We start from the raw sequence: 26,333 nt of genomic DNA on the forward strand, positions 1-26,333 counted from the left end.
GAAACACCATGCGAACAGATACCGGCCAGGTCATTCATCTGGCAGATTACCGTCCCACCGACTTCGTGCTGGAACGCGTGGACCTGACCTTCGAACTCGACCCGACGGAGACCAAAGTCGAAGCCCGTCTCATCTTTCACCGCCGCCCGGGCGCCGACACTACAGCGCCGATCGTGCTCGACGGCGACGAGCTGACGCTGGCGGGGCTGCTGTTCGACCAGGTGGAGCTCGATCCCTCGCGTTATGAGGCAACGCCGGAAAGCCTGACGGTGCGCGACCTGCCGGAAAGCGCCCCCTTCGAACTGACGATCACCACGATCATCAATCCCGAGGCCAATACCCAACTGATGGGCCTCTATCGCACCGGCGGCATCTACTGCACGCAGTGCGAGGCGGAGGGCTTCCGCCGCATTACCTATTTCCCCGACCGGCCCGACGTGCTTGCGCCGTTCACTGTCAACATTATCGCCGACAAGGAGACCAACCCGCTACTCCTGTCGAACGGCAACTTCCTCGGCGGCGCCGGCTATGGCCCCGGCAAGCATTTCGCCGCCTGGTTCGACCCGCATCCGAAGCCCAGCTATCTCTTCGCTCTCGTCGCCGGTGATCTCGGCGTCGTCGAAGACACCTTCACCACCATGTCCGGCCGCGAGGTGGTGCTGAAGATCTATGTCGAGCACGGCAAGGAGCCGCGCGCTGCCTATGCCATGGATGCGCTGAAGCGCTCTATGGCATGGGACGAAGAGAGGTTCGGGCGCGAATATGATCTCGACATCTTCATGATCGTCGCCGTCTCCGACTTCAACATGGGCGCGATGGAGAACAAGGGCCTCAACGTCTTCAACGACAGATACGTCCTTGCCGATCCCGAGACCGCGACCGATGCCGACTACGCCAATATCGAAGCGGTCATCGCGCACGAATATTTCCACAATTGGACCGGCAACCGCATCACCTGCCGCGACTGGTTCCAGCTGTGCCTCAAAGAAGGCCTGACGGTCTATCGCGACCAGGAATTTTCCTCCGACCAGCGCTCGCGCCCGGTCAAGCGCATCGCCGATGTGCGCCATCTGAAGTCCGAGCAGTTTCCGGAGGATGGCGGCCCGCTCGCCCATCCGGTGCGGCCGACGACATATCGCGAGATCAACAATTTCTACACGCGGACCGTCTACGAGAAGGGCAGCGAAGTGACGCGGATGATCGCGACGCTGCTCGGCAGAGACGGCTTCAAGAAGGGTATGGATCTCTATTTCGACCGCCATGACGGCCAGGCGGTGACGATCGAGGATTTCGTCAAATGCTTCGTGGATGCGAGCGGACGGGACCTCACGCAATTCTCGTTCTGGTACCATCAGGCCGGCACGCCGCTCGTCACCGCATCGGGCAGCTATGATCCGGCGGCCGGCAACTTCACGCTGTCGCTCGAACAGATGACGCCCGCTACACCCGGCCAGTCGAGCAAGGAACCGATGTATATCCCGCTCAGCCTGGCGCTCTTCGGCGAGAACGGCGGCAAGATCGCGCCGAGCTCGGTCGACGGCGCCGAATATGCCGGCGAGGTGCTGCACCTAACCGGACGCACGCAGACGGCGGTGTTTCATGGAGTCGGCTCGCGCCCGGTCGTGTCGATCAACCGCAGCTTCTCGGCACCGATCAACCTGCATTTCGATCAAAGCCCGGCCGATCTCGCCCATCTCGCCCGCCATGAGACGGATCATTTCGCCCGCTGGCAGGCGCTGACCGATCTGGCGCTGCCGAACCTTCTGAAGGCTGCCCGCGACGCGCGCGAGGGCAAGCCGGTCGTCTGCGAGCCGACCTTCGTCGAGACGCTGATTGCGGCGGCCGCCGACGAAAGCCTCGAGCCGGCCTTCCGCGCCCAGGCGCTGGCGCTGCCGAGCGAATCCGATATTGCCCGCGAACTCGGCGGCAACAACGATCCCGATGCCATCCATGCCGGCCGGCAAGCGATCCTCAAACAGATCGCCGATGCCGGAAAGGAAGTCTTTGCCGACCTCTACGCGGCGATGGCGACCTCTGGCGGCTTCAGCCCCGATGCCAAGAGCGCCGGCCTGCGGGCGCTGCGCAATAGTGCGCTGACCTATCTCTCGCACGCCGAACAGACACCTGCGCGCGCCAAGGCAGCCTTCGACGCAGCCGACAACATGACCGACCTCAGCCATGCGCTGACGATCCTCGCCCATCGTTTCCCCGACAGTGCGGAGACAAGCGAGGCGCTGGCCGCCTTCCGCGATCGCTTTGCGGAAAACGCGCTCGTCATCGACAAATGGTTCACGATCCAGGCCGGCATTCCAGGCGTCAAGGCGCTGGACCGGGTGCGCGGCTTGATGGAGAACCCGCTTTTCAAGCGGACCAACCCGAACCGGATGCGGGCTCTGGTCGGAACCTTCGCCTTTGCCAATCCGACCGGTTTCGGCCGGGCCGACGGCGAAGGCTATCGTTTCCTCGCCGGTCAAATTCTCGAAATCGACGGCCGCAACCCGCAGCTCGCAGCTCGCATTCTCACCTCGATGCGCTCCTGGCGCTCGCTGGAGCCGACACGCGCCGATCACGCCCGCTCCGCGCTGATCGAGATCGAGCGGGCGCCCGACCTTTCCACCGATGTGCGCGATATCGTCGAACGCACGCTCAAGGGGTGATTTGCCTGGACCGGCCGGCGCGCACCACGCGGCGGCCGCCTCTCCCGGTGGTTCGAATCGCCCGAAAAACACAAAAATATAAATAGTTAACGGATTTTTACCTTTGCCTCTGGACAAGGCGAATCACCCATGATTCTCTAGGTCAGGTTCGAGCGAGCGGCGCGCGAATCACACGAGGGACAAGGCGAAGAGATGATGGACGTGCGGCGGGCAACCGTGGCCGGAGGACGGCTGCGTGTCGATTTTGACGGGCTGAAAGCCTGGCGAGACAGCCTATCCGGTCACCCGACATCGGAGCCGCTCCTGCGTCATCTGCCGAAGGCAGAGCTGATCTTGAAGCGCGCCATTCCGGCATTGATCATCGCCTTCCTCACCGTCGTCGCCGCCTCCCATTTCTTTGGCATGATGAGCGAATATAGCCGGCTGGAGGCTTCCGCCCGCCATGCCACCGCGCTTTCGGCGGCGACGGCGTCGGCCGTATTTGCCGATACGGCCGACATTTTCGACAGTGGCGATATCGCGCAAGCGCAGGCCCGCCTCTCCAGGTACCTGCCGCAGGACCGGCTTGATAACGGCGCCTTCGTGCTGCTGGTGCAGGCCAGCGGCAAGGTTTTTGCCGCAACGACCGCCGGGCTTTCGCATGTCGGCAGCAATGTCGGCGATTTCTTCCCCGAGGTCTCGGCGATCCGGCGTTTCGGCGATCGGGCCGGCGTCATCGAAACGACTATCGGCGGCGTGCCGCACTATGCCGAGATCACGCTGATGGGCAATGCCGGCGGCTTCGTCGTCGCCGCCACCTCGCTTGAGGAGGTCGGCAGGCTCTGGCGCGAGGAGCTGGCGCTCAATGTCACGCTGTTTGCCGGCATCTCCTCGATCCTGCTCGTCATCCTCTATGCCTATTACACGCAGGTGAAGCGCGCCCGCGACGCCGATGACATCTTCCTGGAATCGAACCTGCGCGTCGAGACGGCGCTGTCGCGCGGCCGTTGCGGCCTTTGGGACTTCGATTTCGAAAACCGGGAATTCTTCTGGTCGCGCTCGATGTACGACATGCTCGGCCTGCCGGGCTCCGACAAGACGATGGGCTTCGGCGAAGCCGCGCGGCTGATGCATCCCGATGATGGCGGCCTCTACGAGATCGCCCGCGCCATCGCCAAGGGCCATTCCGGCCAGGTCGACCAGATCTTCCGCATGCGCCATGCCGGCGGCCACTATGTCTGGATGCGGGCGCGTGCTCAGGTGATCCGCAGCAATTCCGGCCGCATGCACCTGATCGGCATCGCCATGGACGTGACCGAACAGCACCGGCTCGCCCAGCGCTACGCGGAAGCCGATCAGCGCTTGGCCGACGCTATCGAATGCACCTCTGAGGCCTTCGTGCTCTGGGACAAGAACGACCGGCTCGTCATGTGCAACACGCATTTCCAGCAGGCCTACGGGCTGCCGGACAGCGTGCTGGTGCCCGGCACCGAGCGTTCGATCGTCAATGCCGCCGCCGCCCGCCCAGTCATCGAGCGGCGGATCGCCGATGCCGACGGCTCCGGCTATTCGCGCACGACGGAGGTGCAGCTCGCCGACGAGCGCTGGCTGCAGATCAACGAGCGGCGCACCCGCGACGGCGGCAAGGTGTCGGTCGGAACCGACATCACGCTGATGAAGCGCCATCAGGAGCGGCTGCGGGAATCCGAACGGCGGCTGATGGCGACGATCGGCGATCTTTCCGCCTCGCGCCAGACGCTGGAAATCCAGAAGGCCGAGCTGTCGACGGCCAACGCCAACTATCAGGCGGAGAAGGAACGCGCCGAGGCCGCCAACAAGGCAAAGTCGGAATTCCTCGCCAACATGTCGCATGAGCTGCGCACGCCGCTGAACGCCATTCTCGGCTTCTCTGAAATCCTGCAGAACCAGATGTTCGGGCCGCTCGGCTCGTTGAAATACAACGAATATGCCCGCGATATCCATGACAGCGGCAAACATCTGCTCAACGTCATCAACGACATCCTCGACATGTCGAAGATCGAGGCCGGCCATCTCCGGCTGCATTGCGAGCGCATCGACCTCGTGCCGCTGATCGAGGAAAGCCTGCGCTTCACCGCCATTCCGGCGGCGGAAAAGAACATCGTCATCGACCAGCGCATCTCCTCCGGCCTGACGCTGACGGCCGACCGCCGGGCAATGAAACAGGTGCTGCTCAACCTGCTCTCCAATGCGGTCAAGTTCACCGATAATGGCGGCCGCATCGCGGTGCGCACACGCCGCGTCGACGGCGCCGTCACCGTCACCATCGCCGACACCGGCATCGGCATCCCCCGCTCGGCGCTGTCGAAGATCGGCCAGCCCTTCGAACAGGTTCAGAGCCAGTACGCCAAGAGCAAGGGCGGTTCCGGCCTCGGGCTTGCCATCTCGCGTTCGCTGACCGCGCTGCATGGCGGCCGCATGAAAATCCGCTCGCGCGAAGCGGTGGGCACGGTGATCTCGCTGCGCATCCCGGACGACGTTTAGGCTTTGACCACACTCAGAAAAATCTTCCGAACCGCCTTCGAGAGCCGTTTCACTTCCCCCTCGAGCGTCCTGATATCGGGGCAGTCGCCGGCACGGCAGACGAGTTCGATGAGGCCGGCAGGCGCGTCGTTCGGATCGAACTCACCGTCGATGCAGAGACGAATCAATTGCGACAGGCTGGTATAGAGCGCGAAGGCTTCAAGACAGGTGTCGAGATCGTCCGCGGCCAGCAGCCGGTCGCCGAGCAACTTCAGAGCCTCGCCGGTGCTCTTGCCGCTGACAGCAACGCCGACGCCCCTGGTTGGCGCGATCAACACCAGATACTGGGCGATGAATTCGAGATCGATGACACCGCCGGGGATATGCTTCAGGTCCCACGGGCCCGAAGGCGGCTTTTCCTTGTCGATCAGTTCGCGCATCTCGGCCACGTCATGTGCCACCTTGACGATATCGCGATCGGCCGACAGCACCTCGCGGATGACATGCTCCGCTTCGGCGATCAGGCTGTCATCGCCTGAGATCAGCCGGGCGCGGCTGAGCGCCATATGCTCCCAGGTCCAGGCCTCCTCGCGCTGATATTTGCCGAAGGCATTGATGCGGGTGGCGACCGGCCCCTTGTTGCCGGAGGGACGCAGCCGCATGTCGACCTCATAGAGCACGCCTTCGGCCGTCGGCGCCGACAGGGCGGCGATCAGCCTCTGGGTGATGCGGGTGAAGTAGCGCGTCGCGTCGAGCGGCTTCGGCCCGTCGGATTCGGCGGCGGCGGCGTCATAATCATAAAGCAGGATCAGGTCGATGTCGGACCCCGCGGTCAGCTCGAAGCTGCCGAGCTTGCCCATGCCTGATATGGCGATGCGGCCACCGGGATAATCGCCGTGCGCCGCCCGCATCTCGCTTGTCACGGCATCGAGTGCGGCTGATATGATGAGATCGGCGAGATGGGTGAAGGCGCGGGCGGCCATTGCGCCGTTGATTGCGCCGGTGAGCAGGCGGATGCCGATCAGGAAGCGCTGTTCGGCGGCGAAGATACGCAGCCGGTCGAGCACCTCCTCATAATGGCGCGCCTGGACGAGCGAGCCGTTCAGACGCTCGCTCAGATAGTCGCGCGTCGGCAGTTCGGCCATCAGGCCTGGATCGAGCATGCCGTCGAAGACATGCGGCTTGGCGGCGATCACCTCGGCAAGCCGCGGCGCCGAGGACATGATGTTGACGATCAGCGACAGCAGCGCCGGATTGCTGCTAAGCAGCGAGAAGAGCTGGATGCCCGAGGGAAGGCCGGAGATGAAGCTGTCGAAGCGCAGCAGCGCCTCGTCGGCGCGCCTGCTTTCGCCGAAGACGCGCAGGAGCTCCGGCGCCAGCTCCGTCAGCCTTTCACGCGCCTCCACCGATTGCGTCGCGCGGTAGCGGCCGTAATGCCAGGTGCGGATGATGCGGGAAATGTCCGACGGCCTGGTGAAGCCGAGCTTCTTCAAGGTCTCCAGCGTATCCGGATCGTCGCCCTGGCCGGTGAAGACCAGGTTTCCGGTTTCGGTGGAAAGCCTGCTCTCCTGCTCGAAGAGGCGGGCATAACGCCGCTCCACCGTCTTCAGCACGCCGACCAGGCGTTCGGAAAAGCTCGGCGTGTCGGTAAAGCCCATCATGAAAGCGATACGCTTGAGATCAGCGTCGGTCTCCGGCAGAAGATGGGTCTGCTCGTCGCGCACCATCTGGATGCGATGCTCGACGTCACGCAGGAACCAATAGGCCTCCGTCAGCTCATCGCGGGTCTCGGCGTCGATCCATTTCGCCTTGGTGAGCTCGCCGAGCGTCTCCTCCGTCGACCGGCCGCGCAGCGCCGGCATGCGGCCGCCGGCGATCAGCTGCTGGGTCTGGACGAAGAATTCGATCTCGCGGATGCCGCCGCGGCCGAGCTTGACATTATGGCCCTTCACCGCGATCGCGCCATGGCCCTTATGCGCGTGGATCTGCCGCTTGATCGAATGGATATCGGCGATCGCCGCGTAATCGAGATATTTGCGGAAGACGAAAGGCGAAAGCCCGCGCAGGAACTCCCCGCCAGCGGCGAGGTCGCCGGCCACTGCGCGCGCCTTGATGAAGGCCGCCCGCTCCCAGTTCTGGCCCCTGCCCTCGTAATAGATCATCGCCGCATCGACCGGAATCGCCAGCGGCGTCGAGCCGGGATCGGGGCGCAATCGCAAATCGCTGCGGAAGACATAACCATCCGCGGTGCGCTCCTGCAGGATGCGCACTAGCCGGCGCATCATCCTCGGGAACACCTCGATAGCGTCATCTGGGTCGGGCACGATGCCGGCCTGTTCGTCGAAAAAGACGACGAGGTCGATATCGGAGGAATAGTTGAGCTCGCAGGCGCCGAGTTTGCCCATGCCGAGCACGATCAGCCCCGAGCCCTCGCTCGGCTTTGCCGGATCCCGCAGCCTGACTTTTCCGCTTTCATGCGCCGCCAGCAGCAGATGGTCGATTGCAGCGGCGACAGAGGCTTCGGCGAGCTCGCTCAGCCAGCCGGTCGTGGCCCGACCATCGACGATGCGCGAGAGATCGGCGAGTGCGACGAGGAAGGCAGCCTTGCGCTTGATGATGCGCAGCCTGCTCATCACCACCGATTCCGCCGGCGTCGCCCCCTCGCCGTCCGGCCGCCAGCAGTCTCGCGCTTCAGCGATCAGCGCTTCGATCTGCGGCTCCAAGGGTTGCGTGATGGCGCCGGCGAGGATGGCCGGGTCGAGATTGACGATTTCGCGCAGGTAGGGCGACAGCGTCAGCACGGCGGCGATGAAATCGCGCAGCCCCCCTTCGCTCTTCAGCATCGCGGCGACTGACGGCTCGCTTTTGCCGGCCTGCTGAAGATCGCTCAGCGCCAGCTTCAACTCCGTCTGGCTCAGCGGACGCAGCAGCCCTTCGGCGACGTCCTTCAGGCCATGCGTCGATTTCGTCAGCATAGGCTCTCCCTGGCTTTGGAGCGGAGGAAACGGCCGCCAGAATCACGGCCCCGCCGCTCGATCGGGATTAAACTAGGGTCTCGGCGCCAAACCGCCAATACGCGATTCAACCGATCGTGTTTCCGCACAAGTGGTTCAGGCAGCCTTGGCCGGGAAGATCATGCTGACGGTCAGTCCGCGCTGTTCCGGCTTGTCGGGATTGGTATCGGAGAGCTCCAGCCGGCCGTTGTGCAGTTCCATCACCGCCTCCACCAGCGAAAGTCCGAGCCCCGTGCCCGGTTTCGAGCGGCTTTCGTCGAGGCGGACGAAGCGCTTCACCACGTCGTCGCGCCGATCGGCCGGTACGCCCGGCCCGTGGTCTGCCACCGACAGGCAGATGCCATCCGGGCGGCGGGCAAGCTTCAGCGACACCTCGCCCGCCCCTTTAGTATCGGAGGAGTATTTGATCGCATTGTCGAGCAGATTGAAGATCGCCTGGCCGATTAGCTCGCGATTCCCCTGCACCTCGATTCCGGGTTCGACGCTGGCGCTCAAGCCAAGTCCGGCCTCTTCTGCCGCCGGCTCGTAAAGCTCGGCGCTGTCGGAAACAATGGCCGACAGCTCGACCGGCGACATCTCCGCGGCGACCGATCCAGCCTCGACGCGGGAGATCATCAGCAGCGCGTTGAAGGTGCGGATCAGCTGGTCCGATTCGGAAATGATGCCTTCGAGTGCTGCGCGCCGCGTATCGCCGTCAGTCATATCGAGGGCGTCGGCGGCCTTATTGCGCAGCCGCGTCAGCGGCGTCTTGAGATCGTGGGCGATGTTGTCGGAGACCTGCCGCAGACCTTCGTTCAGCTTCTCGATGCGTTCGAGCATGGTATTCAAAGACATCGACAGCCGGTCGAATTCGTCGCCGGACCCGCCAACCGGCAGGCGCTGCGACAGATCGCCTGCCATGATCTTCTTGCTCGCATCCGACATACGGTCGATGCGTTTCAGCGCGTTGCGGCCAATGCCGAACCAAATGATGATCGCGCCTAGACCCATGATCGCCAAAGCGACCATCAGCGCCTGGCGCACCAGCAACCGGAAACGCTCTGGATCGCCGAGGTCGCGGCCGACGAGAATTCTTAAGCCGTTGTCGAGCACGAAAATATTGGCGATCGCCTTGTGCCGGCGCTCAACACCTCCACCGTCCGTATAACGCTGATAGGCGAAGGGGGCCGAGATCCAGCCGACTTCCTCGAAGACACCCGGCTGCACCGAAGCGACATTGCCGGCGAGAATATCGCCCGAGGGACCGGCGATGATGTAGAGATTGGCCCCGGGCTGGCGGGCGCGCCGCTCCATGGTGCGCAGCAGAAGGTTCATACCGCCGGTGTCATAGGCGCGCTGCACCTGCTCCACCTCCTGCCTGACGGCATCGCGGATCTGGCCCGTCAGCAGCCGTTCCGACATCGCCGTCACATAGAAGACGAGCGTCGCGGCGCAGATTGCGAAAAGCAGAATGTAAAGTGCCGAAAGTCGGACTGCAGTGGACTTGAAGAGAACCCTGAAGCGGCTCATCCCTCGTCCTTGATCATGTACCCCGCGCCCCGGATGGTTTTCAGGAGCGGCTGGCTGAAGTCCTTCTCGATCTTCGAGCGCAGGCGCGAGACATGGACGTCGATGACGTTGGTCTGCGGGTCGAAGTGATAGTCCCAGACGTTTTCGAGCAGCATGGTGCGGGTCACCACCTGGCCGGCATTCTTCATCAGATATTCAAGCAGGCGGAATTCACGCGGCTGTAGCGGGATTTCCTTGCCGCCGCGGCGCACTTCATGGGAGAGCCGGTCGAGTTCGAGGTCGCCGACGCGATAGATAACGTCCTGCTCCGGCGTACCCTTGCGGCGGCCGAGCACCTCGACACGGGCCAGCAATTCGCTGAAGGCATAAGGCTTCGGCAGGTAATCGTCGCCGCCGGCACGAAGACCGGTCACCCGGTCATCGACTTGGCCAAGCGCGGAGAGGATGAGCACCGGCGTATGAATGCCCTTGCGGCGCAGCTCACTGATGACGGAAAGACCGTCGCGGCGCGGCAGCATGCGGTCGATGACGATGACGTCATAGGTATTTTCCGATCCCATGAACAGGCCGCTCTCGCCGTCGCTGGCATGGTCGGCGACAATGCCAGCCTCGCGAAAGGCTTTCGTAAGGTAGGCCGCGGCTTCGAGATCATCTTCGATGATGAGAATCTTCATGCGGCCGACATTACCCACCGGCTGCGTTTCGGCAAGGCTCAAAGCATCTGGCTGCGGAGCGGCGCTCATCGCGATCATCCTTCAAAAATCAGAACAATCGAGCCGCGCGGAGTTTCCTCCGCACGGCTCCCGTTTTTCGCGGATCAGCCCTGGCCGTTGATCGGCAGAGCGACGAAACGGCTTCCTTCGCTCGACTGAATCTGGAAGAGCGCCCGGGTGCGGCCGTCCTTCTTGGCCTGGTTCAGCACCTTGACGACATCGGCGGGGGTGGAGACTTCCTGGTTGTTGACCGAGGTGATCTTCTCGCCTTCCTTGATGCCCTTGTCGGCAGCGTCGGAGTCCGGGTCGATGCCGGTGATCGCCAAGCCCTTGCCGTCATCGGAAGGGCCGACCGTCAGCCCAAGATCGGCGAGCGCCTTCTCGGACGCCGGCGCCTCGGGCTGCTGCGGCTGGTTGTTGTCATCGGCGCTAGCATCCTTCTGGTCGGCGGGCAGAGTGCCGAGTTCGACCTGGAGAGACTGCGCCTTGCCGGCGCGCCAGACCGAAAGTTCAACCTTGCTGCCCGGCTGCATCGCACCGATGCGGCGGCTGAGATCGCGCGCATCCTTGATGGTTTCGCCATTCAGGGCGGTGACGACGTCGCCGGCCTTCATGCCGGCCTTATCGCCCGGTGATCCCGCCTGCGGGGCGACGACCAGGGCGCCGCTCGGCTCGGAAAGGCCGATCGATTCAGCGATGTCCTTGGTCACCGGCTGGATTTGGACACCGAGCCAGCCGCGTGAAACCTGGCCGTCCTTCATCAGATCGGCGACGACATCCCTGGCGGTCGAGGCGGGTATGGCGAAGGCGATGCCGACGCTGCCGCCGGACGGCGAGAAGATCGCCGTGTTGATGCCGACGACTTCGCCGCTGAGGTTGAAGGTCGGACCGCCTGAGTTGCCGCGGTTCACGGCCGCATCCACCTGCAGGTAATCGTCATAGGGGCCGGAGCCGATATCGCGGCCGCGGGCCGAGACGATGCCTGCTGTGACCGTGCCGCCGAGGCCGAAGGGGTTGCCGACGGCGACGACCCAGTCGCCGACGCGGACATTGTTGTCGTCGGCCCAGTTGACATAGGTGAACTTCTTGCCCTTGCCGTCGACCTTCAAGACGGCGAGGTCGGTGCGCGGATCCTTGCCGATCAGCTTGGCATCGAGTTCGGTGCCGTCATTCATCACGGCGACGAAGGCCTGACCGTCGGAAACCACGTGGTTGTTGGTGACGATGTAGCCATCCTCGGAGATGAAGAAGCCGGAGCCCTGAGCGACCGGACGCAGACGGCCCTTGCCGGGGCCATTCGGACCGCCGGGGCCATTCTGGCCAAAGCGCCGCTGATGGCCTTGCTGGTCGTTCGGATCCTGGCCGAACTGGCGGAAGAAGCGCTTCAGCGGATGATCGTCAGGCAGATCATCGAAGCCGCGGCCGTTGAAATCGAAGGAGAAGCCGTCATTGTTGTCGGCGACGGGATTGACCCGGTTTTCGACGCGAACGGACACGACGGCGGGCGACACGGCATCGACGACATTGGCGAAGCTCGGAACGGCAGGCGCCTGAACCTTGACGGCTTCGGCATAAGACCGGGTGATTTCGAGCGGAACGCCGGTCGCGAGCACAGCGGCTGCGATACCGGCGACGGTAGAAGCCTTGAGCACAGTGGCGAGGGACGGACGTCCGTTGAAATTCTTCAGCATTGGAGCACCTTCTCTTGTTCTTGGATCTTCAGACCGGCAGCGCCGGATCAGTCGATGCGTCAAGATATAGGATGGCGCACCTTACTGCGAACTGTCCGGCCAATGAAAAATTGGTAATGTTTGGAATATTTCTGGCCGTTACTGCGCCCGGCCCTTCCCTGGGGTGTCCAAAGGATTCGGAAATATTCACCGGCTCGACGGGTTGTTATTTCTTTAGAAGCTCGTTCAGCCTCGCCTGTTCTTCCGGCGTCAGCTTGCTTCCCGTCGGCTTGCCGACCCTCTTGCGGGCAAAGATGACCAATGACAGACCGCCGGCGAGCACCAGCAGCACCGGCGCGCCCCATAGCAGCACGGTCTTCGGATTGAATCGCGGCTTCAGCAGCACGAATTCGCCGTAGCGCGAGACGATGTAGTCCAGCACTTCCTCGTCGCTGTCGCCGTCCTTGATGCGCTCGCGCACCAAGAGGCGCAGGTCTTTCGCCAGTTCGGCATTGGAATCGTCGATCGACTGGTTCTGGCAGACCATGCAGCGCAGTTCGGCCGAAAGGGTTCGGGCGCGCGCCTCCAGCGCCGGATCGGCCAGCACCTCGTCGGGATTGACGGCGAAGGCGGAGAAGGGTGTGAAGAGGGTGAAGAGAATGACGAGGAGCTGTGAGAGAAGCCGCATTCCCCTTCTCCCCTCGGGGAGAAGGTGCCCGACAGGGCGGATGAGGGGGCGGCCACTCGAAGCAAAAACGACCTTTCGCTTGCGCTCAAGCTCCTCACGGCTCTGCCGCTCGGCCCCCTCATCTGCCCTTCGGGCATCTTCTCCCCGGTGGGGAGAAGCGGAAAAGAGGTGCGAGCGCATCATTCCGCCGGCTCCATGGCAGGGGCCGCCGGTCTTGCCTTCGCCTTACGGCGCGGGGCGCCGACGCGCAGGCGGCGGTCGGAGAGCGAGACGAGGCCGCCGGCGGCCATGATCAGCGCGCCGCCCCATATGCACAGGATGAACGGTTTCCACCAGATGCGCACGACGATACCGCCGTCCTTGGTGGCGTCGCCCAAGGAAACGTAGAGCTGGCTAAGGCCGAAGGTCAGGATGCCGGCCTCCGTCGTCGGCATCTGGCGGGCGGTGTAGAGCCGCTTGGCCGACCAGGTGTCGGCGACCGCGACACCGGCGCGGCGGATGCTGAAGTGGCCGCGCTCCTCGGTGTAGTTCGGCCCGGTCGCCGGCTGCATGCCGTCGAAATGCAGGCTGTAGCCGCCGGCATCCGTCGTCTCGCCGGGTTTCATCTCGATGACGTGCTCGGTCTGGAACGTCGTCACCGCGACGATGCCGAGCACGCTGATGCCGAGCCCGGCATGGGCAAGGGCGGTGCCGAAGGCCGAACGCGGCAGGCCGGTCAGACGCCGCCAGGCGACGTTGGCCGCCACCTTGCCGATGCCGGCGCGATACCAGAGATCGGCGATTGCGCCGAGAACCAGGAACAGGCCTGCGGCGAGCCCCAGCACGGAGAGTACCGGCCCACCATGTTGGAGATAGAAGAAGATCAGCGCGGCCGCGAAGGCGAGACCCGCCACAACATAGAGCCGCTGCAAAACGCCGAGCAGATCGCCGCGCTTCCAGGAAAGCAGCGGCCCGAAGGGCACGATGACGAGCAGCGGCGCCATCAGCAGGCCAAATGTCAGGTTGAAGAAGGGCGGCCCGACGGAGATCTTGTCGCCGGTCAGCGTCTCCAGGAGCAGCGGATAGAGCGTGCCGGTGAGCACCGTGCCGCAGGCGACCGTCAGGATCAGATTGTTGAGAACCAGGGCGCCCTCGCGCGAAATCGGCGCAAACAGTCCGCCGGCCGCAAGCTTCGGCGCCCGCAAGGCAAACAGCGACAGCGCCCCGCCGATAAAGATCAGCAGGATGCAAAGGATGAAGACGCCGCGGGAGGGATCGCTGGCGAAGGCATGCACCGAGGTGAGCACGCCGGAACGCACCAGGAAGGTGCCCATCAGCGACAGCGAGAAGGTCAGGATGGCGAGCAGCACAGTCCAGATCTTCAGCGCCTCGCGTTTTTCCATGACGAGGGCCGAATGCAGAAGCGCTGTGCCGGCCAGCCACGGCATGAACGAGGCGTTTTCCACCGGATCCCAGAACCACCAGCCGCCCCAGCCGAGCTCGTAATAGGCCCAGTAGGAGCCCATGGCGATGCCAAGCGTCAGACAGGTCCAGGCGGCCAGCGTCCAGGGCCGGACCCAACGCGCCCAGGCGGCGTCGATGCGGCCTTCGAGAAGAGCGGCAACGGCAAAGGAGAAGCAGACGGAAAAGCCGACATAGCCGAGATAGAGCAGCGGCGGGTGGATGGCGAGCCCGACATCCTGCAGCACCGGATTGAGGTCGCGGCCCTCGGCCGGGGCCGGATCAAGCCGCAGGAAGGGATTGGAGGTCAAAAGGATGAACAGGGTGAAGGCGAGCGAGATCCAGGCCTGCACGGCCAGAACATTGGCCTTCAGCGTCTCCGGCAGGTTGCGGCCGAAGACGGCAACCAACGCGCTGAATAGCACCAGGATCAGCAGCCAGAGCAGCATCGATCCCTCGTGATTGCCCCAGACGCCGGAATATTTGTAGATCAGCGGCACCAGCGAATGCGAATTCTCCCAGACGTTCTCGACCGAGAAGTCGGAGACGACATGGGCATAGGTCAGCACGGCAAAAGAGAAGGCGACGAGTGTAAACATCGCCAGCGAGCCTGATGTCGCCACATCCATCATCGCCCGGTCACGGCGGCGGGCGCCGATCACAGGCACGCTCGAGACGATCAGCGCCGTCGCCAGCGCCAGCACCAGGGCGTAATGGCCGATCTCGATGATCATGGCGTCGCCTTCGCCTCCTGGCCTTCCTGCCACAGACCCTGCGCCTTCAGCTTGTCGGCCACTTCCTTCGGCATATAGGTCTCGTCATGCTTGGCCAACACCGTGTCGGCGACAAAGACGTTGCTGCCTGAGGCAAACATGCCTTCGGTGACCACACCCTGGCCCTCGCGGAACAGATCCGGAAGGATGCCGGTATATTGGACCTTGACCGCATTGGCGCTACCGTCGGTGACTGCAAATTCCACCGTCGAGCCGGCGCCGCGCACGACGCTGCCCGCGCCCACCAGGCCGCCGAGCCGGATGCGGGTCTCCGGCGCCACCGGCGTCTTCGCCAGATCCGCCGGCATGTAGAAATAGGCCACAGACTGGCTGAAGGCGAACATCACCAACAGCACCGCGGCAAGGATGAAACTCATCCCGCCCCCGATCACCGCAAGGCGCTTCTGCTTGCGCGTCATTGGGTCATACCCTCCGTGGCTATGCCAAGTTCACTGGCAAGCGCCAGCAATTGCCGACCTTGTTCCCCCGGCGGCGGAAAGGCCGCAAGCCCGCGCTTCAGGGCGTCGGCTGCGCGATCCTTGTCGTTCATTACGGCGTAGGAGCGGACGAGCCGCATCCATCCCTCGAAATTGTTGGGTTCGGCGCTCAGCTTGGCGTCGAGGCTTTCGACCATGCCGCGGATCATCTGCTGGCGGTCGCCGGCGCTCATGTTTTCGGCCGCCGCCACGTCTTCCGACGTTGGGCCGCTAGGCGCCGAAGGCTGGGCAGCCGCGCCGCCGTTCTTGGAGATATGTTCAGTGACCAGCGGCAGCCAGGGCGCATCGGCAGGCGATTGCTGCGCCAGCGCTTCGAAGGCCCGGCGCGCCTCGTCGGCTCGCCCCGCCTGCTCCATGCTGAGGGCGATATAGAAGCGGGCACGCGGATTGTTGGGTTCAAGCGTCAACGACTGTTCCAGCGCTTGGCGCGCCTCTTCGGTCACCACGCCTTCGGAGACCGCTATCAGCGTCTCGGCGAGGCCGTCGAGCCGGATCGGGCTCGGGCCGAGAAGCCGGATCGCATTGCGGTAGGCGACCTCAGCATCATTGACCCGCATCGTGCGGACATAGATCGGCGCCAGCACGTCCCAACCCTTCCCGTCATCGGGATTTTCGGCCAGATGCCGTTCCGCCTTGGCGATCAGCACCGCCACGTCATTGCCGGGATTTTCCAGCCGCGCTTCGAGCGGCTGCGAGGGCAGACCGGGCCTGCCCATCGTCACATAAAGACAGAGCCCGAGCACCGGCAGGATCAGGAGAACGAAGGCTTCGGTGACACGGTGATGGCGCGCGGGCTTCGGCGTTCCCTCCGGCTCGCCGGCGGAGACGGCGATCAGCCGCCGGCCGATTTCGGCCCTGGCATAATCAGCCTCCTCAGCTGTGATCAGCCCACCGGCAAGATCGCGGTCGAGTTCGCGCAGCTGGTCGCGATAAACTGCCGCCTCGCCGGCACGACTGTTCTCCGCCGCCTTCGCTCCACGCAGAAGGGGGTAAAGCAGGATGACGGCGACGGCTGCCGTCAGAACGGCAACGAGAATCCAGAACAGCATACCGGCCCAAATACGTGAAGCGTGGCGCTATTCCAACTGCCAAAGCCGGAATGACGAAGATTTGAGGCTATTCGCCGCAATTTAGCTTGGAACGAGCCTCACCCGAGCGGCGACCAGCTACCGTCGTCGTTGCGGCAGGCAGCGCCACGCGCCACGCTGTCCTTGCCGTCGACCGTCAGCGTATGGGTATATTGCCGGCAATTCTGCGAGCCGACCTGATAGGGTGCTGCCGCCACCACCTTGCCGGTGACGTCCTTGCCGCTCCAGACCACCGGCTGGCCGACTGCTGCCCCTTCCAACGCCCGATATTCCGCCTCGAGCGCCCGTTGCTTGTCGCTATCGCTCAAGCTGACGCCGCTGCGCCCGACGATGCCGCCCTGCAGCGCGGTGATGAAGGCGGCCGATGCCGAAGGTTTGCTGGAAAAAATGCCGCGCGAAGCAGCCCCCTTCGTCGTCGTGCAGCCGGTGAGCGCGACGGCGAGAAGCAGGATGGAAACGATCATCCCTTGCGAGCGTAGAATCATTGCGTCGAACCACGATCAGAGGTCAATTTCAGCCGATCGAAGTGCAGCGTCCCCGTGTCAGCATTAAGGCAAAGCATGCTATGCGTTTGCCAGTATCTTTGTGACATCAAGCAGTTGGTCATGCAACATCCTTTGTGACGCCGGGCAGGATAAGCTTCGCCTTCAGCCCGCCCCACTCGCCGCGGGACAGCTCGAGGCGCCCCTGGTATTCGTTTGAAATCTCAGTGACGATCGACAGGCCGAGCCCGGTTCCCGGCTTGCTTTCGTCGAGCCTGCGGCCGCGCTTCAGCGCCTCGCGGATCTGGTCGGGCTCCAGGCCCGGCCCGTCGTCCTCGACGGCGAGCTCCACCCAGTGGCGGCGGGCGCTGGCCTCTGCCCCTTTCACGTCCTCGCCGGCCTCGACGGCGGAGAGCCGCACCCTGCTCTTGGCGAAACGCGCCGCATTCTCCAGGAGATTGCCGACCGTCTCCTCGAGATCCTGCTGTTCCATGGCGACGGCCAGATGCGGCGGCGAAACGACGAGATCGAATTCGGTCTCGACATTCAGCCGGCGCATGACGCGCACCAGCCGCTCGAGCGCCGGCTCGGCATCGGTGCGCGCCAGCACGGATTCGCGCTGGGCGGCGATGCGGGCCCGGTTGAGATAGGACTGCACCTGCCCCTGCATCGATTCCGCCTGACTGCGCACCAGTTCGCCGTGGGATTTTTCGAGAACGCGCGCCTCGTTGAGGAGAACGGCGATCGGCGTCTTCAGCGAATGGGCGAGATTACCGACCTGCATGCGCGCCCGCTCGACGATGCGCCGGTTGCTGTCGATCAGCGCATTGACCTCGTTGGCGAGCGGCAGGATTTCGCGCGGGAAGTCGCCCTTCAACTGCTCGCTTTCGCCGGCACGGATGCGCTCCAGGGCGGCGCGCGCCTTGTCGAGCGGCTTCAGGCCGTAGAGAATGGCGAGCGCATTGACGATCAGGCTGCCGACGCCGAAACCGGCAAGCGCCAGATAGAGGCTGTGGGAAAAGGTGCGCACATCGTCCTCGACGACGTCGACATTGCCGGTGACGCGGAAGCGCGCCGCGCGTCCGTCGGTATCGAGCACCACTTCGGTTTCGGCGACCTGCACCCGGTTGCCGGAGGCGTCCGTCACCTGGTAATAACGCTCGTAATTCTTGTCGAAGGGCGCCTCGACGACGGAGGGAACCGGAATGAGCGCCGAGCCGAGCGAGGGCGAGACCAGCGGCGCTGTCGTATAAGTGCCGAGCGGCTCCACCACCCAGTACCAGCCGGTCTTCGGCTGGGCAAAACGCAGATCGCCGAGCTGCGGGCTGCCGCTCAACGCCCCCTGATCGCCGATCGTCACCGAATTGATGACGTTATAAAGCTGGGCCCGCAACAGATCCTGAAAACCGCGTTCGGCGCTCTTGCGGTAGAGCGTCGAGATGAGCAGGCCGATTACCACCAGGGCCACCGTCGACCAGACCGTGGTCAGCAGCAGCACACGTGCGGTGAGCGACTTAATTCGCATGTTTCGGCGCTTGGATGCGGTAGCCGAGACCGCGCACCGTTTCGATCAGGTCGACGCCCATCTTCTTGCGCAGGCGGCCGACGAAGACCTCGATCGTGTTGGAGTCGCGGTCGAAATCCTGGTCGTACATGTGTTCGACCAGCTCCGTGCGCGAGACGACCTCGCCCATGTGATGCATGAGATAGGCGAGCAGCCGATATTCGTGCGAGGTCAGCTTCAGCGGCGTGCCGTTAACCGTCGCCTTCGAGGATTTGGTGTCGAGCCGAACGGGTCCGCAGATGATCTCGGAGGAGGCATGCCCGGCCGCACGCCGGATCAGCGCCCGGATGCGCGCCAGCACTTCCTCGACATGGAACGGTTTGGTGACGTAATCGTCGGCACCGGCGTCGATGCCGGCGACCTTGTCGCTCCAGCGGTCGCGCGCCGTCAGGATCAAAACCGGCATGCCGCGGCCGGCGCCGCGCCATTTTTCGAGCACGGTAACGCCGTCCATCTCAGGCAGGCCGATATCGAGGATGATGGCATCATAGGGTTCGGTATCGCCGAGGAAATGTCCCTCCTCGCCGTCGAACGCCTGGTCGACGACATAGCCCGCCTCCTTCAGCGTGTCGGTCAGCTGCCGGTTCAGGTTGACGTCGTCTTCGATTACCAGGATGCGCATCGGTCCGCCTTCGTCCGCTTCAAATCGATCATGTTCTGAATAGACCGATTCCGCCTACATCGGAACCTTTACCGTCACCTTGCGCGGGCGCTGGCCGTTGCCCGACACCAGAACGGTGATGATGCAACTATCGCCCACCGGTTGCACCGATAAGAGCTGGCCACCCGTCTGCTCGACGACCTGGGCGGCAGCGGCGCTGCAATCGCCTGTCACACGCACGACAAGAGTGCCTGTGGCGTCCGGTGAGGGCGCCGATACCACCAGTCCGGCGGCCACTATTGCGACGCTCAGAGGAAAGGCCATGTGTTATGCTTTCAAGGGTAATTCCAACTTGATGCGACTATGTACTCACGCGACCTGAATGGCAAATGAATGCGCTGTAATGCCGGGTGTTTAGAACCGTTCTCGACTGTTGGCGGCAGCAGGTGTCAGCTGCTGAAAACCGATGCCGCGGCCGCTTTTTGCGCATGGGAAAAGTCTTCCCCAGGCGCATACGGAGGGCTGGGCGCGGATGCTTGGGTCAAGCCCGCGCGCGGCGGGCTGCCGGAAATTGCAATCACAGCTTTTACCGGCTGATTGAACCTGTTATGTCCTTGCGGCTCCCGCATTCAGGCCATTTCAGCACCAATGCCAAACTCCTTCCGCTTCCGCTCGGCGCAGACGGTCTTCGTGCTCGCCATCACCCAGGTGATCGGCTGGGGTACGACCTTCGACATGCTCGGGGTGATGGGCCGCATCGTGGCGCCCGATCTCGGCATGGCGAACGAGGTGGCGTTTGCCGGCCTGACGATCATGATGTTGGTCAGCGCCATCGTCGGCCCGGCGACCGGCCGCTGGCTTGGCCGTTACGGCGCCGCCCGGGTGCTTTCGGCGGCTTCCCTGACCTTTGCCCTCGGCCTCTGCCTGCTGGCAGCCGCCAACGGCGTCATTCTCTACGCCGCCGCCTGGATCGTGATCGGCGTCGGCGGCGCGCTCGGCCTGTCGGCGCCCGCCTATACCGCCGTCGTCGAGCGCGAGGGGATGGACGGCAAGCGCGTCATCGCCGTCCTGATGCTGTTCACCGGGCTTTCGAGCGCCATCTTCTGGCCGATCCTCAGCCTGCTCAACGAAGCCGTCGGCTGGCGCCTCACCTTCCTCATCTGCGCAGGCCTGCAATTCTTCATCTGCCTGCCGCTGCATCTTTTCGCCCTGCCGAAGCCGATCGCCGCGCATGTCGTCGGCGGCGCGGCCGAAATCGCGCCGGTGCCGCTGTCGAAGGCGGCCGGGCGCAAAGCCTTTCTGCTGATCGCCGCGACGACGACCCTTACCACCTTCGTCACCTTCGGCATCTCGCCCTCGCTGCTCGAGATCTTCCGCCAGTCGGGCGCCGCGCCGGCCTTGGCGCTGCAGCTCGGCTCGGCCCGCGGCGTGCTCGGCATTTCGGCGCGCTTCCTCGACATGCTGCTCGGCCGGCGCGGCAATCCCATCCTCAGCGCCGCCATGGGCATCGGCCTGATGCTGATAAGCTTCCTGATGATGCTGCTCGCCAGTCCGTCGACGCCGCTGCTCGTCACCTTCGTTGTGCTCTACGGCTTCGGCTCCGGCGTCATGGCCGTCGCCCGCGCGCTTCTGCCGCTGGCGGTGTTTTCGCCGCGCGAATTCGGCCTGCAATCGGCACGGCTGTCGCTGCCGCAGAACCTTGCCAATGCGATCGCCCCTGTTGTCTTCACTGCCATCCTCGACCGCGCCGGCCCCGGCCCGGCGCTTTTCGCCGCTGCCGTTCTCGCCGCCTTGTCGCTGATTCTGGTGCTGATGCTGATGACGCTGGTGCGCGGTGCGCGGGCATCGCAGCCAAGCCCGGCCGCCTCATGACGCTTGGAATGGACGCCCTCTTCCGCTGACGATGGACCGTGCGTTTGACGAATCTTTTGAATCGCTTGCCGCCGATTTTGCGAAGATTGGATCCGGTGGCTCACGGCTGCATCAACATCCAGCGCGGCGAATCCGGAAAGCTGTTTATCCCTTTGAAATTTAACCCAAACACGTCCGGCAGCCGACGGCCTGCCGGTTCAGAGCGGCCGCGTCACCGCTGCGCGGCTGTCGTAGTCCGCGGCAATGCGCTTTTCCCGCAGCGGCCGCACACGCTCGATCGAGCGCTGATAATCGGGATGCGCCTTATAGGCAGCGAGAGCCGCTTCATCGTCGAATTCACCGTAGACGACAAGATCGATCTCGGTACCCAGCTGATCGGTCTTCACATTGGTGCCGATTTCCAGCAGCCGCGCGTGCGGAATGGCGGTCAGGATCGACAGTCCGGCCCTCACCTCCTCCAGATGTTCCTCCTGCACTGTGAAGAAAACGATATGGCGGATCACGCGGAAGCTCCTGTCAGATTTCAGAGGGTCGCCCGCGCGATAACACGCGGACCCCGGGCCTTCAACCGCACGCCCCGACCTGCGCGGCATCAGGACGCATCGCCGCATGGAAGGCCCTGGCGTAGCCCGCGAGCTTCTCGGCCCGGTCGGTGCCGTTGACGATGCGGCGCGCATTGACCCAGTCCTCGGTCGTCGCGTTCAGGTGATCGGCAAGTTTGTGTCCGGTAAAGCTGCCCTGCAGCATGCCTTCGATCAGGATGGTCACCGCCGCATCCATCTCCATCGCCCGATCAGGATCGGCAACGAGGTCGATGCCCGTCAGCACGCTCATCGCCTCGTAATTCCGCCTATGGGTGAGCTGCACCAGGCCACGCCCGAGCCAGCAGCGGCCATCCTCGTCCGGCCGCCAGTAGGGCGCCTTTACCCAGGAGAGCCTGCCGGCGGCAAAGGCCGCCTCCAGGATCTCGACGGCGCGAGTATCGCTTTCAGCCAACGTCTCGCGGACCGGCTGCATCGTATAGGCGGTCTCGTGGTAAGCGGTTGCGAGGATGTAGGCCAGCCACCGGCGGTCGGCCCGCGCAAACCGCTTTTCCCAGGCATCGAGAATCGCCGCAATACCCTCTACCTGAGGATGAGTTAGCCCTCCTTTAAAGAGCTCCTGGCACACCGCATCAAAAAAGAACATCCGATCCATGTGGACAACCATACCGCGCTTCCCGGCAATCTCGTGGTTAAAACCGTCTTAATCGATTAAAATCAACTTAATCGTTTGAAGTGCCTAAGCCCCTGATTTACACGGCTTTTATCTTGTGCAATTCATTTCCTTGCCCTGAAGCCTTACCACCACAAGAGGAGACTTCCGATGCAGACGCCTGCCGCCAATACCCAGACCACCATTCCCCAGCACGTCGTCGACCAGATGGAAAATGAGTGGCGCCAGATTCGCCTTGAGCGCGAGAACACCCCGCCCGACCCGGCAGCCTCAACCGCAACGCCGAGAGATACAGGCAAAGCGGCGCGGATGTAAGGTCTGCCCTCATCGCGTCGCAGCCTCAAGCCGCTTCGCCAACGTTTCCAGCGACCGGGTGAAGACCGCTTCATCTTTGAGCGCGCGCGACAGTACCAGCGCCCCTTGAATGCCGCAGATGCCTTCCTCGGCCAGCGTCTGCGCCTCCCGCTCGGCACAGCCTGCCCGCATCAGCGCCGAACGCAACGCCTCGATCCAGCGGATAAAATAGTCGCCGATCGCAGACGAAAACCGCTCACGGGTGTCGTCGAGCGCGAAGGCGCCGACGAGGCAGATGCGGCCGCCGGAGCGGAAATAGTCACCCACGTTGAGCCACATCGCCGCGATCGCCTGACGGGCATCGTCATTTCTGAGCGGCCGATAGACCGCCTGCTCGAACCAGGCGTCGATATCGGCGAGCACGGCGCCGGCCATCTCCTCCTTACCGCCCGGGAAGAAGTGATAAAGGCTGCCCTTGCCGATGCCGGTGCGTTCGGTGATGCGGCTGAGCGTGGCGCCCTCGTAACCGAGCTCGCGGAAGGTTTCCGCGAGCAGCGGCACGATGTCGGTGCGTTCATAGACGGTCTTCACCGGCCTGAATTCATCCTGTTCTAGAGGCCGAGCTCGGTCAGGCCGGGATGATCGTCCGGCCGTCGGCCGAGCGGCCAGTGGTATTTGCGCTCCGTTTCCCGGATCGGCAGATCGTTGATGCAGGCAAAACGGCGCTGCATCAAGCCGGCCGCATCGAATTCCCAGTTCTCATTGCCATAGGAGCGGAACCAGTTGCCGCTGTCATCGTGCCATTCATAGGCAAAGCGCACGGCAATGCGATTGTCGGTGAAGGCCCAGATCTCCTTGATCAGCCGGTAGTCCAGTTCCTTGGCCCATTTGCGGGTGAGAAAAGCGACGATCTCGGCGCGGCCGGTAATGAATTCGGCGCGGTTCCGCCAGCGGCTGTCCGGCGTGTAGACGAGCGAGACGCGCTCGGGATCGCGGCTGTTCCAGCCGTCCTCGGCGAGACGAACTTTCTGCGTGGCGGTCTCCAGGGTGAACGGCGGAATGAGGCTGGACATGATATCTCCTGTACTGAGTAGTTTCGAGTTTACCGATCGGTACCGGTTTTACAAGTTTGTCGGGCGGCGATCGAGCTCAGACATCGGTGCGCCGGTTCCACCGCAGCGGCAGGGCATCCGGGCGCAGCACGATATCCTCCGGCGTGAAACGCCACAGCCTTTCCGCCCTGGGAAAGGCGGCGATGTCAGGCGAATCGAGCAACACCTCGACCCGTCCCGTCATCTGCAGCATGTCGCCGGTATCGAAATCGATGAAGACCAGCCCGGCCTTCGGATTGACCAGGAAATTGCCGAGCGTGTTGAAGAAACGATTGCCGGCAAAGTCGGGAACGGTCAGCGCGCCATCGGCGCCGAGATGCACGAACCCGGCATAGCCGCCACGATGGGAGACGTCGACCTGGCGTTCGCCATTCTCGCGGTCGACATAGGAAGCGACGAAAAACGTATCGGCATTCTCGACCATCCGCCGCGCGCGCTCGTCGAACTCATGGGACCGCAGCGGCGGCAGCGCTGTCGGCAGAGCGGGATCGCGAACGAAGGCGGCGGCGCGAGGCTGGATATATTGCGGGCAATTGCCGAAGCTCTGGCCGACGCGCAGGCGGAAACCATCGGCATCCGTCCTGCTGATGGCGCCGTTCAACCGGTTGCGCCGCCGGGTCTCGAGCTGAATGCCGAGCATCGCGATGGCGGCGCCATCCTCCATCCCGGCATCGGCAGGATCGGCCGACTCGCGCGGCAGGCGGACCTCAAGCGTCTCCGGGTCCGGCGAGGACATGAAACCCGGCTGCGCGGCCCGCACCGTCGCCCAGACGTCGCCCTTCGCATCGACCGTGCCGAGCACGACGAAAGGCAGCATCGGAAAGAAGGCGCGGTGCTGCTCGGGCATCGCCTTGCGGACGAAATTCCGCCCCGGCCCGTCCATCCGCTCGACGACGCCGACGCTGCGCTGCATTGCGAGTTCACCCTGATGCCAGGGCGATGGCGCATCCTCTCTTGACTTCTCCAGCATCACGGCCTCCTTTCAGGCACGATCGGGACGGATCTTTATGCGGCCAGTCCGATCTTCGTCTTGCGGAAGCTGACGAAACCCGGCAGCGCCTCGATGCGGGAAAGCCAGGCGCGCACGGCCTGATAGGGCGCGGTGTCGACATTGCCCTCCGGCGCATTGGCGATGTAGCTGTAAAGCGCGATATCGGCGATCGTCGGATTGTCGCCGAGCAGGAAGGCGCGGCCCGTGAGCTCCGCCTCGACCAGCGTAAGAATGCGGTGCGCCCGGGCAATCACCTCGTCGGCATGAAAATTGACGCCGAAGACAGTGACGAGACGGGCGGCGCAAGGCCCGTAGGCGATCTCGCCCGCGGCGACCGAGAGCCATTTCTGGATCCGTGCCGCCGCCAACATGTCTACCGGCAGCCAGTCGGTGCGGCCAAATTTGCGTGCGAGATAGACGAGGATGGCGGCGGAATCGGGAATGACCGCTCCATCGTCGTCAAGCACCGGCACCTGGCCAAAGGCATTGAGCTTCAGGAACTCAGGAGCCTTGTGAGCGCCGGCGGCCAAGTCGACCTCGACCAGTTCGTAAGGCACGCCGAGCAGCGACAGGAACAGGTGAACCCGGTGGGAATGGCCGGACAGCGGATGATGGTAGAGTTTCATGACGGTTCCTTTGTCTGATGGGGCGGGAACAAGGCCTCGGCCTTGCCGGCGATGGCCGTTCGAACCACCTGCAGGGAATTTACTGCCTTCCAATGAACTGCAGTAGGATGCTAATCTGGAAGGCATGTTCTCAATTGATGGAAGGATAAAATGGACCGCCTCGACGCCATGAGCGTGCTTCTTGCCGTCGTCGAGCAAGGCAGCCTGTCGGCCGCCTCGCGGCATCTGCGTTCACCGCTGGCGACGGTCAGCCGCAAGGTCTCCGAGCTCGAGGCGCATCTCGGCGCCAAGCTGCTGCAGAGAAGCAATCGGAAGATCACATTGACCGAGGCCGGACGCTCCTATGTGGAGGCGGCGCGGGAAATTCTCGACCGGGTGGAAGAGGCGGAACGGACGGCCGCCGGCGAATACAGCGCGCCGAAGGGCGAGCTGACGATGACCGCGCCGATCGTCTTCGGGCGGCTGCATGTCCTGCCTGTCGTGGTGGATTTCCTGAAGGCCTATGCCGAGATCAATCTGCGGCTGATGCTCGGCGACCGTCTGTCGAACCTTGTCGAGGATCATATCGACCTGGCGCTGAGGATCGGCACCCTGGCCGACAGCAACCTGATCGCCACGCGGCTCGGCGCGATCCGCCGCACCGTCTATGCCAGCCCGGATTATCTCGCGCGGCACCTGGCACCCCGGCAGCCGGGCGATCTCTCCGCACATGACTGCATCACCTTCGAGAACATGGCCGCGACTCGGAGCTGGAGCTTCACGGAGGGGAAGCGCGATCTTGCCGTGCCGATCCGCTCACGGCTCGCGGTCAACACCGCCGAGGCCGCCGTCGATGCGGCCGTCGCCGGTCTCGGCGTCACCCGCGTGCTCTCCTATCAGGCCGCCCGCGCCGCAGCGGCGGGCCTGCTGGTGCCGCTGCTCGAAGATTTCGAACCGCCGCCGGCGCCGGTGCAGCTCGTCTATCCCTCGCAGGGGCTGGTGCCGCTGAAACTGCGGGCGCTCATCGATTTCGCCACGCCGCGCCTGCGCGCGACGCTGAAATAGGC

The 26,333-nt window shown here is 63.9% G+C and carries 22 protein-coding genes and 1 pseudogene; 5 read left to right on the forward strand and 18 right to left on the reverse strand.

Annotation, left to right across the window (positions count from 1 at the left end; all coding sequences use genetic code 11):
* Positions 1-8: 8 nt before the first annotated feature.
* Both pepN and EFR00_RS22725 read left to right on the forward strand, forming a co-directional pair.
* Positions 9-2,657: an aminopeptidase N gene (pepN, locus tag EFR00_RS22720; protein ID WP_077994841.1), complete on the forward strand. Its 2,649-nt coding sequence runs from the start codon at positions 9-11 to the stop codon at positions 2,655-2,657.
* Positions 2,658-2,849: 192 nt separating this feature from the next.
* Positions 2,850-5,159, forward strand: coding sequence for a PAS domain-containing sensor histidine kinase (locus EFR00_RS22725; protein ID WP_077994840.1), 2,310 nt, complete (start codon positions 2,850-2,852; stop codon positions 5,157-5,159).
* On the opposite strand, the gene EFR00_RS22730 is transcribed toward EFR00_RS22725, so the two are convergent.
* From EFR00_RS22730 to EFR00_RS22785, 12 genes are all read right to left on the reverse strand, one after another.
* On the reverse strand, positions 5,156-8,113 hold the full coding sequence (locus EFR00_RS22730) for a bifunctional [glutamine synthetase] adenylyltransferase/[glutamine synthetase]-adenylyl-L-tyrosine phosphorylase (protein WP_077994839.1): 2,958 nt from the start codon (positions 8,111-8,113) through the stop codon (positions 5,156-5,158). The genes EFR00_RS22725 and EFR00_RS22730 overlap by 4 nt on opposite strands.
* A gap of 135 nt (positions 8,114-8,248) precedes the next feature.
* Positions 8,249-9,661 carry a sensor histidine kinase gene (locus tag EFR00_RS22735; RefSeq protein WP_077994838.1) on the reverse strand — a complete coding sequence of 471 codons (1,413 nt, stop codon included), beginning with the start codon at positions 9,659-9,661 and terminating at the stop codon, positions 8,249-8,251.
* Positions 9,658-10,413 carry a response regulator transcription factor gene (locus EFR00_RS22740; RefSeq protein WP_010055266.1) on the reverse strand — a complete coding sequence of 252 codons (756 nt, stop codon included), beginning with the start codon at positions 10,411-10,413 and terminating at the stop codon, positions 9,658-9,660. Before EFR00_RS22740 ends, EFR00_RS22735 begins: the two co-directional genes overlap by 4 nt.
* A 65-nt stretch (positions 10,414-10,478) precedes the next feature.
* Positions 10,479-12,065: a Do family serine endopeptidase gene (locus tag EFR00_RS22745; RefSeq protein ID WP_077994837.1), complete on the reverse strand. Its 1,587-nt coding sequence runs from the start codon at positions 12,063-12,065 to the stop codon at positions 10,479-10,481.
* A gap of 205 nt (positions 12,066-12,270) precedes the next feature.
* Entirely contained in the window at positions 12,271-12,732 is a 462-nt protein-coding gene (locus tag EFR00_RS22750) for a cytochrome c-type biogenesis protein (RefSeq protein ID WP_077994836.1), read from the reverse strand.
* 179 nt (positions 12,733-12,911) lie between these two features.
* Positions 12,912-14,906, reverse strand: coding sequence for a heme lyase CcmF/NrfE family subunit (locus tag EFR00_RS22755; protein WP_077994835.1), 1,995 nt, complete (start codon positions 14,904-14,906; stop codon positions 12,912-12,914).
* Positions 14,903-15,364 carry a cytochrome c maturation protein CcmE gene (gene ccmE, locus EFR00_RS22760; RefSeq protein WP_009988134.1) on the reverse strand — a complete coding sequence of 154 codons (462 nt, stop codon included), beginning with the start codon at positions 15,362-15,364 and terminating at the stop codon, positions 14,903-14,905. The genes EFR00_RS22755 and ccmE overlap by 4 nt, the downstream gene beginning before the upstream one ends.
* The gene (ccmI, locus tag EFR00_RS22765) at positions 15,361-16,491 is read right to left on the reverse strand and encodes a c-type cytochrome biogenesis protein CcmI (protein ID WP_077994834.1); all 1,131 of its coding nucleotides are present in this window, start codon (positions 16,489-16,491) and stop codon (positions 15,361-15,363) included. The genes ccmE and ccmI overlap by 4 nt, the downstream gene beginning before the upstream one ends.
* Positions 16,492-16,589: 98 nt before the next feature.
* Positions 16,590-17,015, reverse strand: coding sequence for a membrane protein (locus EFR00_RS22770; protein WP_038687820.1), 426 nt, complete (start codon positions 17,013-17,015; stop codon positions 16,590-16,592).
* Positions 17,016-17,133: 118 nt separating this feature from the next.
* Entirely contained in the window at positions 17,134-18,537 is a 1,404-nt protein-coding gene (locus EFR00_RS22775; RefSeq protein ID WP_038687818.1) for a sensor histidine kinase, read from the reverse strand.
* Complete coding sequence (locus tag EFR00_RS22780) at positions 18,527-19,198, reverse strand: response regulator transcription factor (RefSeq protein WP_009994275.1); 672 nt, start codon at positions 19,196-19,198, stop codon at positions 18,527-18,529. The genes EFR00_RS22775 and EFR00_RS22780 overlap by 11 nt, the downstream gene beginning before the upstream one ends.
* 54 nt (positions 19,199-19,252) lie before the next feature.
* Positions 19,253-19,501, reverse strand: coding sequence for a hypothetical protein (locus EFR00_RS22785; RefSeq protein ID WP_009994276.1), 249 nt, complete (start codon positions 19,499-19,501; stop codon positions 19,253-19,255).
* A 324-nt stretch (positions 19,502-19,825) separates the two neighbouring features.
* On the opposite strand from EFR00_RS22785, the gene EFR00_RS22790 reads away from it, so the two are divergent.
* Entirely contained in the window at positions 19,826-21,049 is a 1,224-nt protein-coding gene (locus tag EFR00_RS22790; RefSeq protein WP_183738088.1) for an MFS transporter, read from the forward strand.
* 197 nt (positions 21,050-21,246) lie between these two features.
* Here EFR00_RS22790 and EFR00_RS22795 read toward each other — a convergent pair whose 3' ends face one another.
* Together EFR00_RS22795 and EFR00_RS22800 are read right to left on the reverse strand one after the other, a co-directional pair.
* On the reverse strand, positions 21,247-21,552 hold the full coding sequence (locus EFR00_RS22795) for a Dabb family protein (RefSeq protein ID WP_039618754.1): 306 nt from the start codon (positions 21,550-21,552) through the stop codon (positions 21,247-21,249).
* 20 nt (positions 21,553-21,572) lie between these two features.
* Positions 21,573-22,258 (reverse strand): annotated as a pseudogene (locus EFR00_RS22800) (hypothetical protein).
* Between the two features lie 156 nt (positions 22,259-22,414).
* Between EFR00_RS22800 and EFR00_RS33120 the strand changes: the two are divergent.
* Positions 22,415-22,579 carry a hypothetical protein gene (locus EFR00_RS33120; protein WP_009993710.1) on the forward strand — a complete coding sequence of 55 codons (165 nt, stop codon included), beginning with the start codon at positions 22,415-22,417 and terminating at the stop codon, positions 22,577-22,579.
* 9 nt (positions 22,580-22,588) lie between these two features.
* Here the strand turns inward: EFR00_RS33120 and EFR00_RS22805 are convergent, their stop codons facing one another.
* The 4 genes from EFR00_RS22805 to EFR00_RS22820 all read right to left on the reverse strand — a co-directional run bounded on the left by EFR00_RS22805 (position 22,589) and on the right by EFR00_RS22820 (position 25,287).
* A complete protein-coding gene (locus EFR00_RS22805; protein ID WP_077994832.1) occupies positions 22,589-23,149 on the reverse strand; it encodes a TetR/AcrR family transcriptional regulator in 561 nt (186 codons plus the stop codon).
* A gap of 20 nt (positions 23,150-23,169) precedes the next feature.
* On the reverse strand, positions 23,170-23,631 hold the full coding sequence (locus tag EFR00_RS22810) for a nuclear transport factor 2 family protein (protein ID WP_038687812.1): 462 nt from the start codon (positions 23,629-23,631) through the stop codon (positions 23,170-23,172).
* 76 nt (positions 23,632-23,707) lie between these two features.
* The gene (locus EFR00_RS22815) at positions 23,708-24,640 is read right to left on the reverse strand and encodes a pyridoxamine 5'-phosphate oxidase family protein (protein ID WP_009993136.1); all 933 of its coding nucleotides are present in this window, start codon (positions 24,638-24,640) and stop codon (positions 23,708-23,710) included.
* A gap of 35 nt (positions 24,641-24,675) precedes the next feature.
* Positions 24,676-25,287, reverse strand: coding sequence for a glutathione S-transferase family protein (locus EFR00_RS22820; RefSeq protein WP_077994831.1), 612 nt, complete (start codon positions 25,285-25,287; stop codon positions 24,676-24,678).
* A 150-nt stretch (positions 25,288-25,437) separates the two neighbouring features.
* On the opposite strand from EFR00_RS22820, the gene EFR00_RS22825 reads away from it, so the two are divergent.
* A complete protein-coding gene (locus tag EFR00_RS22825) occupies positions 25,438-26,331 on the forward strand; it encodes a LysR family transcriptional regulator (RefSeq protein ID WP_077994830.1) in 894 nt (297 codons plus the stop codon).
* Positions 26,332-26,333 lie beyond the last annotated feature (2 nt).

This window comes from Rhizobium sophoriradicis (genome assembly GCF_003939025.1).
Classification (GTDB): domain Bacteria; phylum Pseudomonadota; class Alphaproteobacteria; order Rhizobiales; family Rhizobiaceae; genus Rhizobium; species Rhizobium sophoriradicis.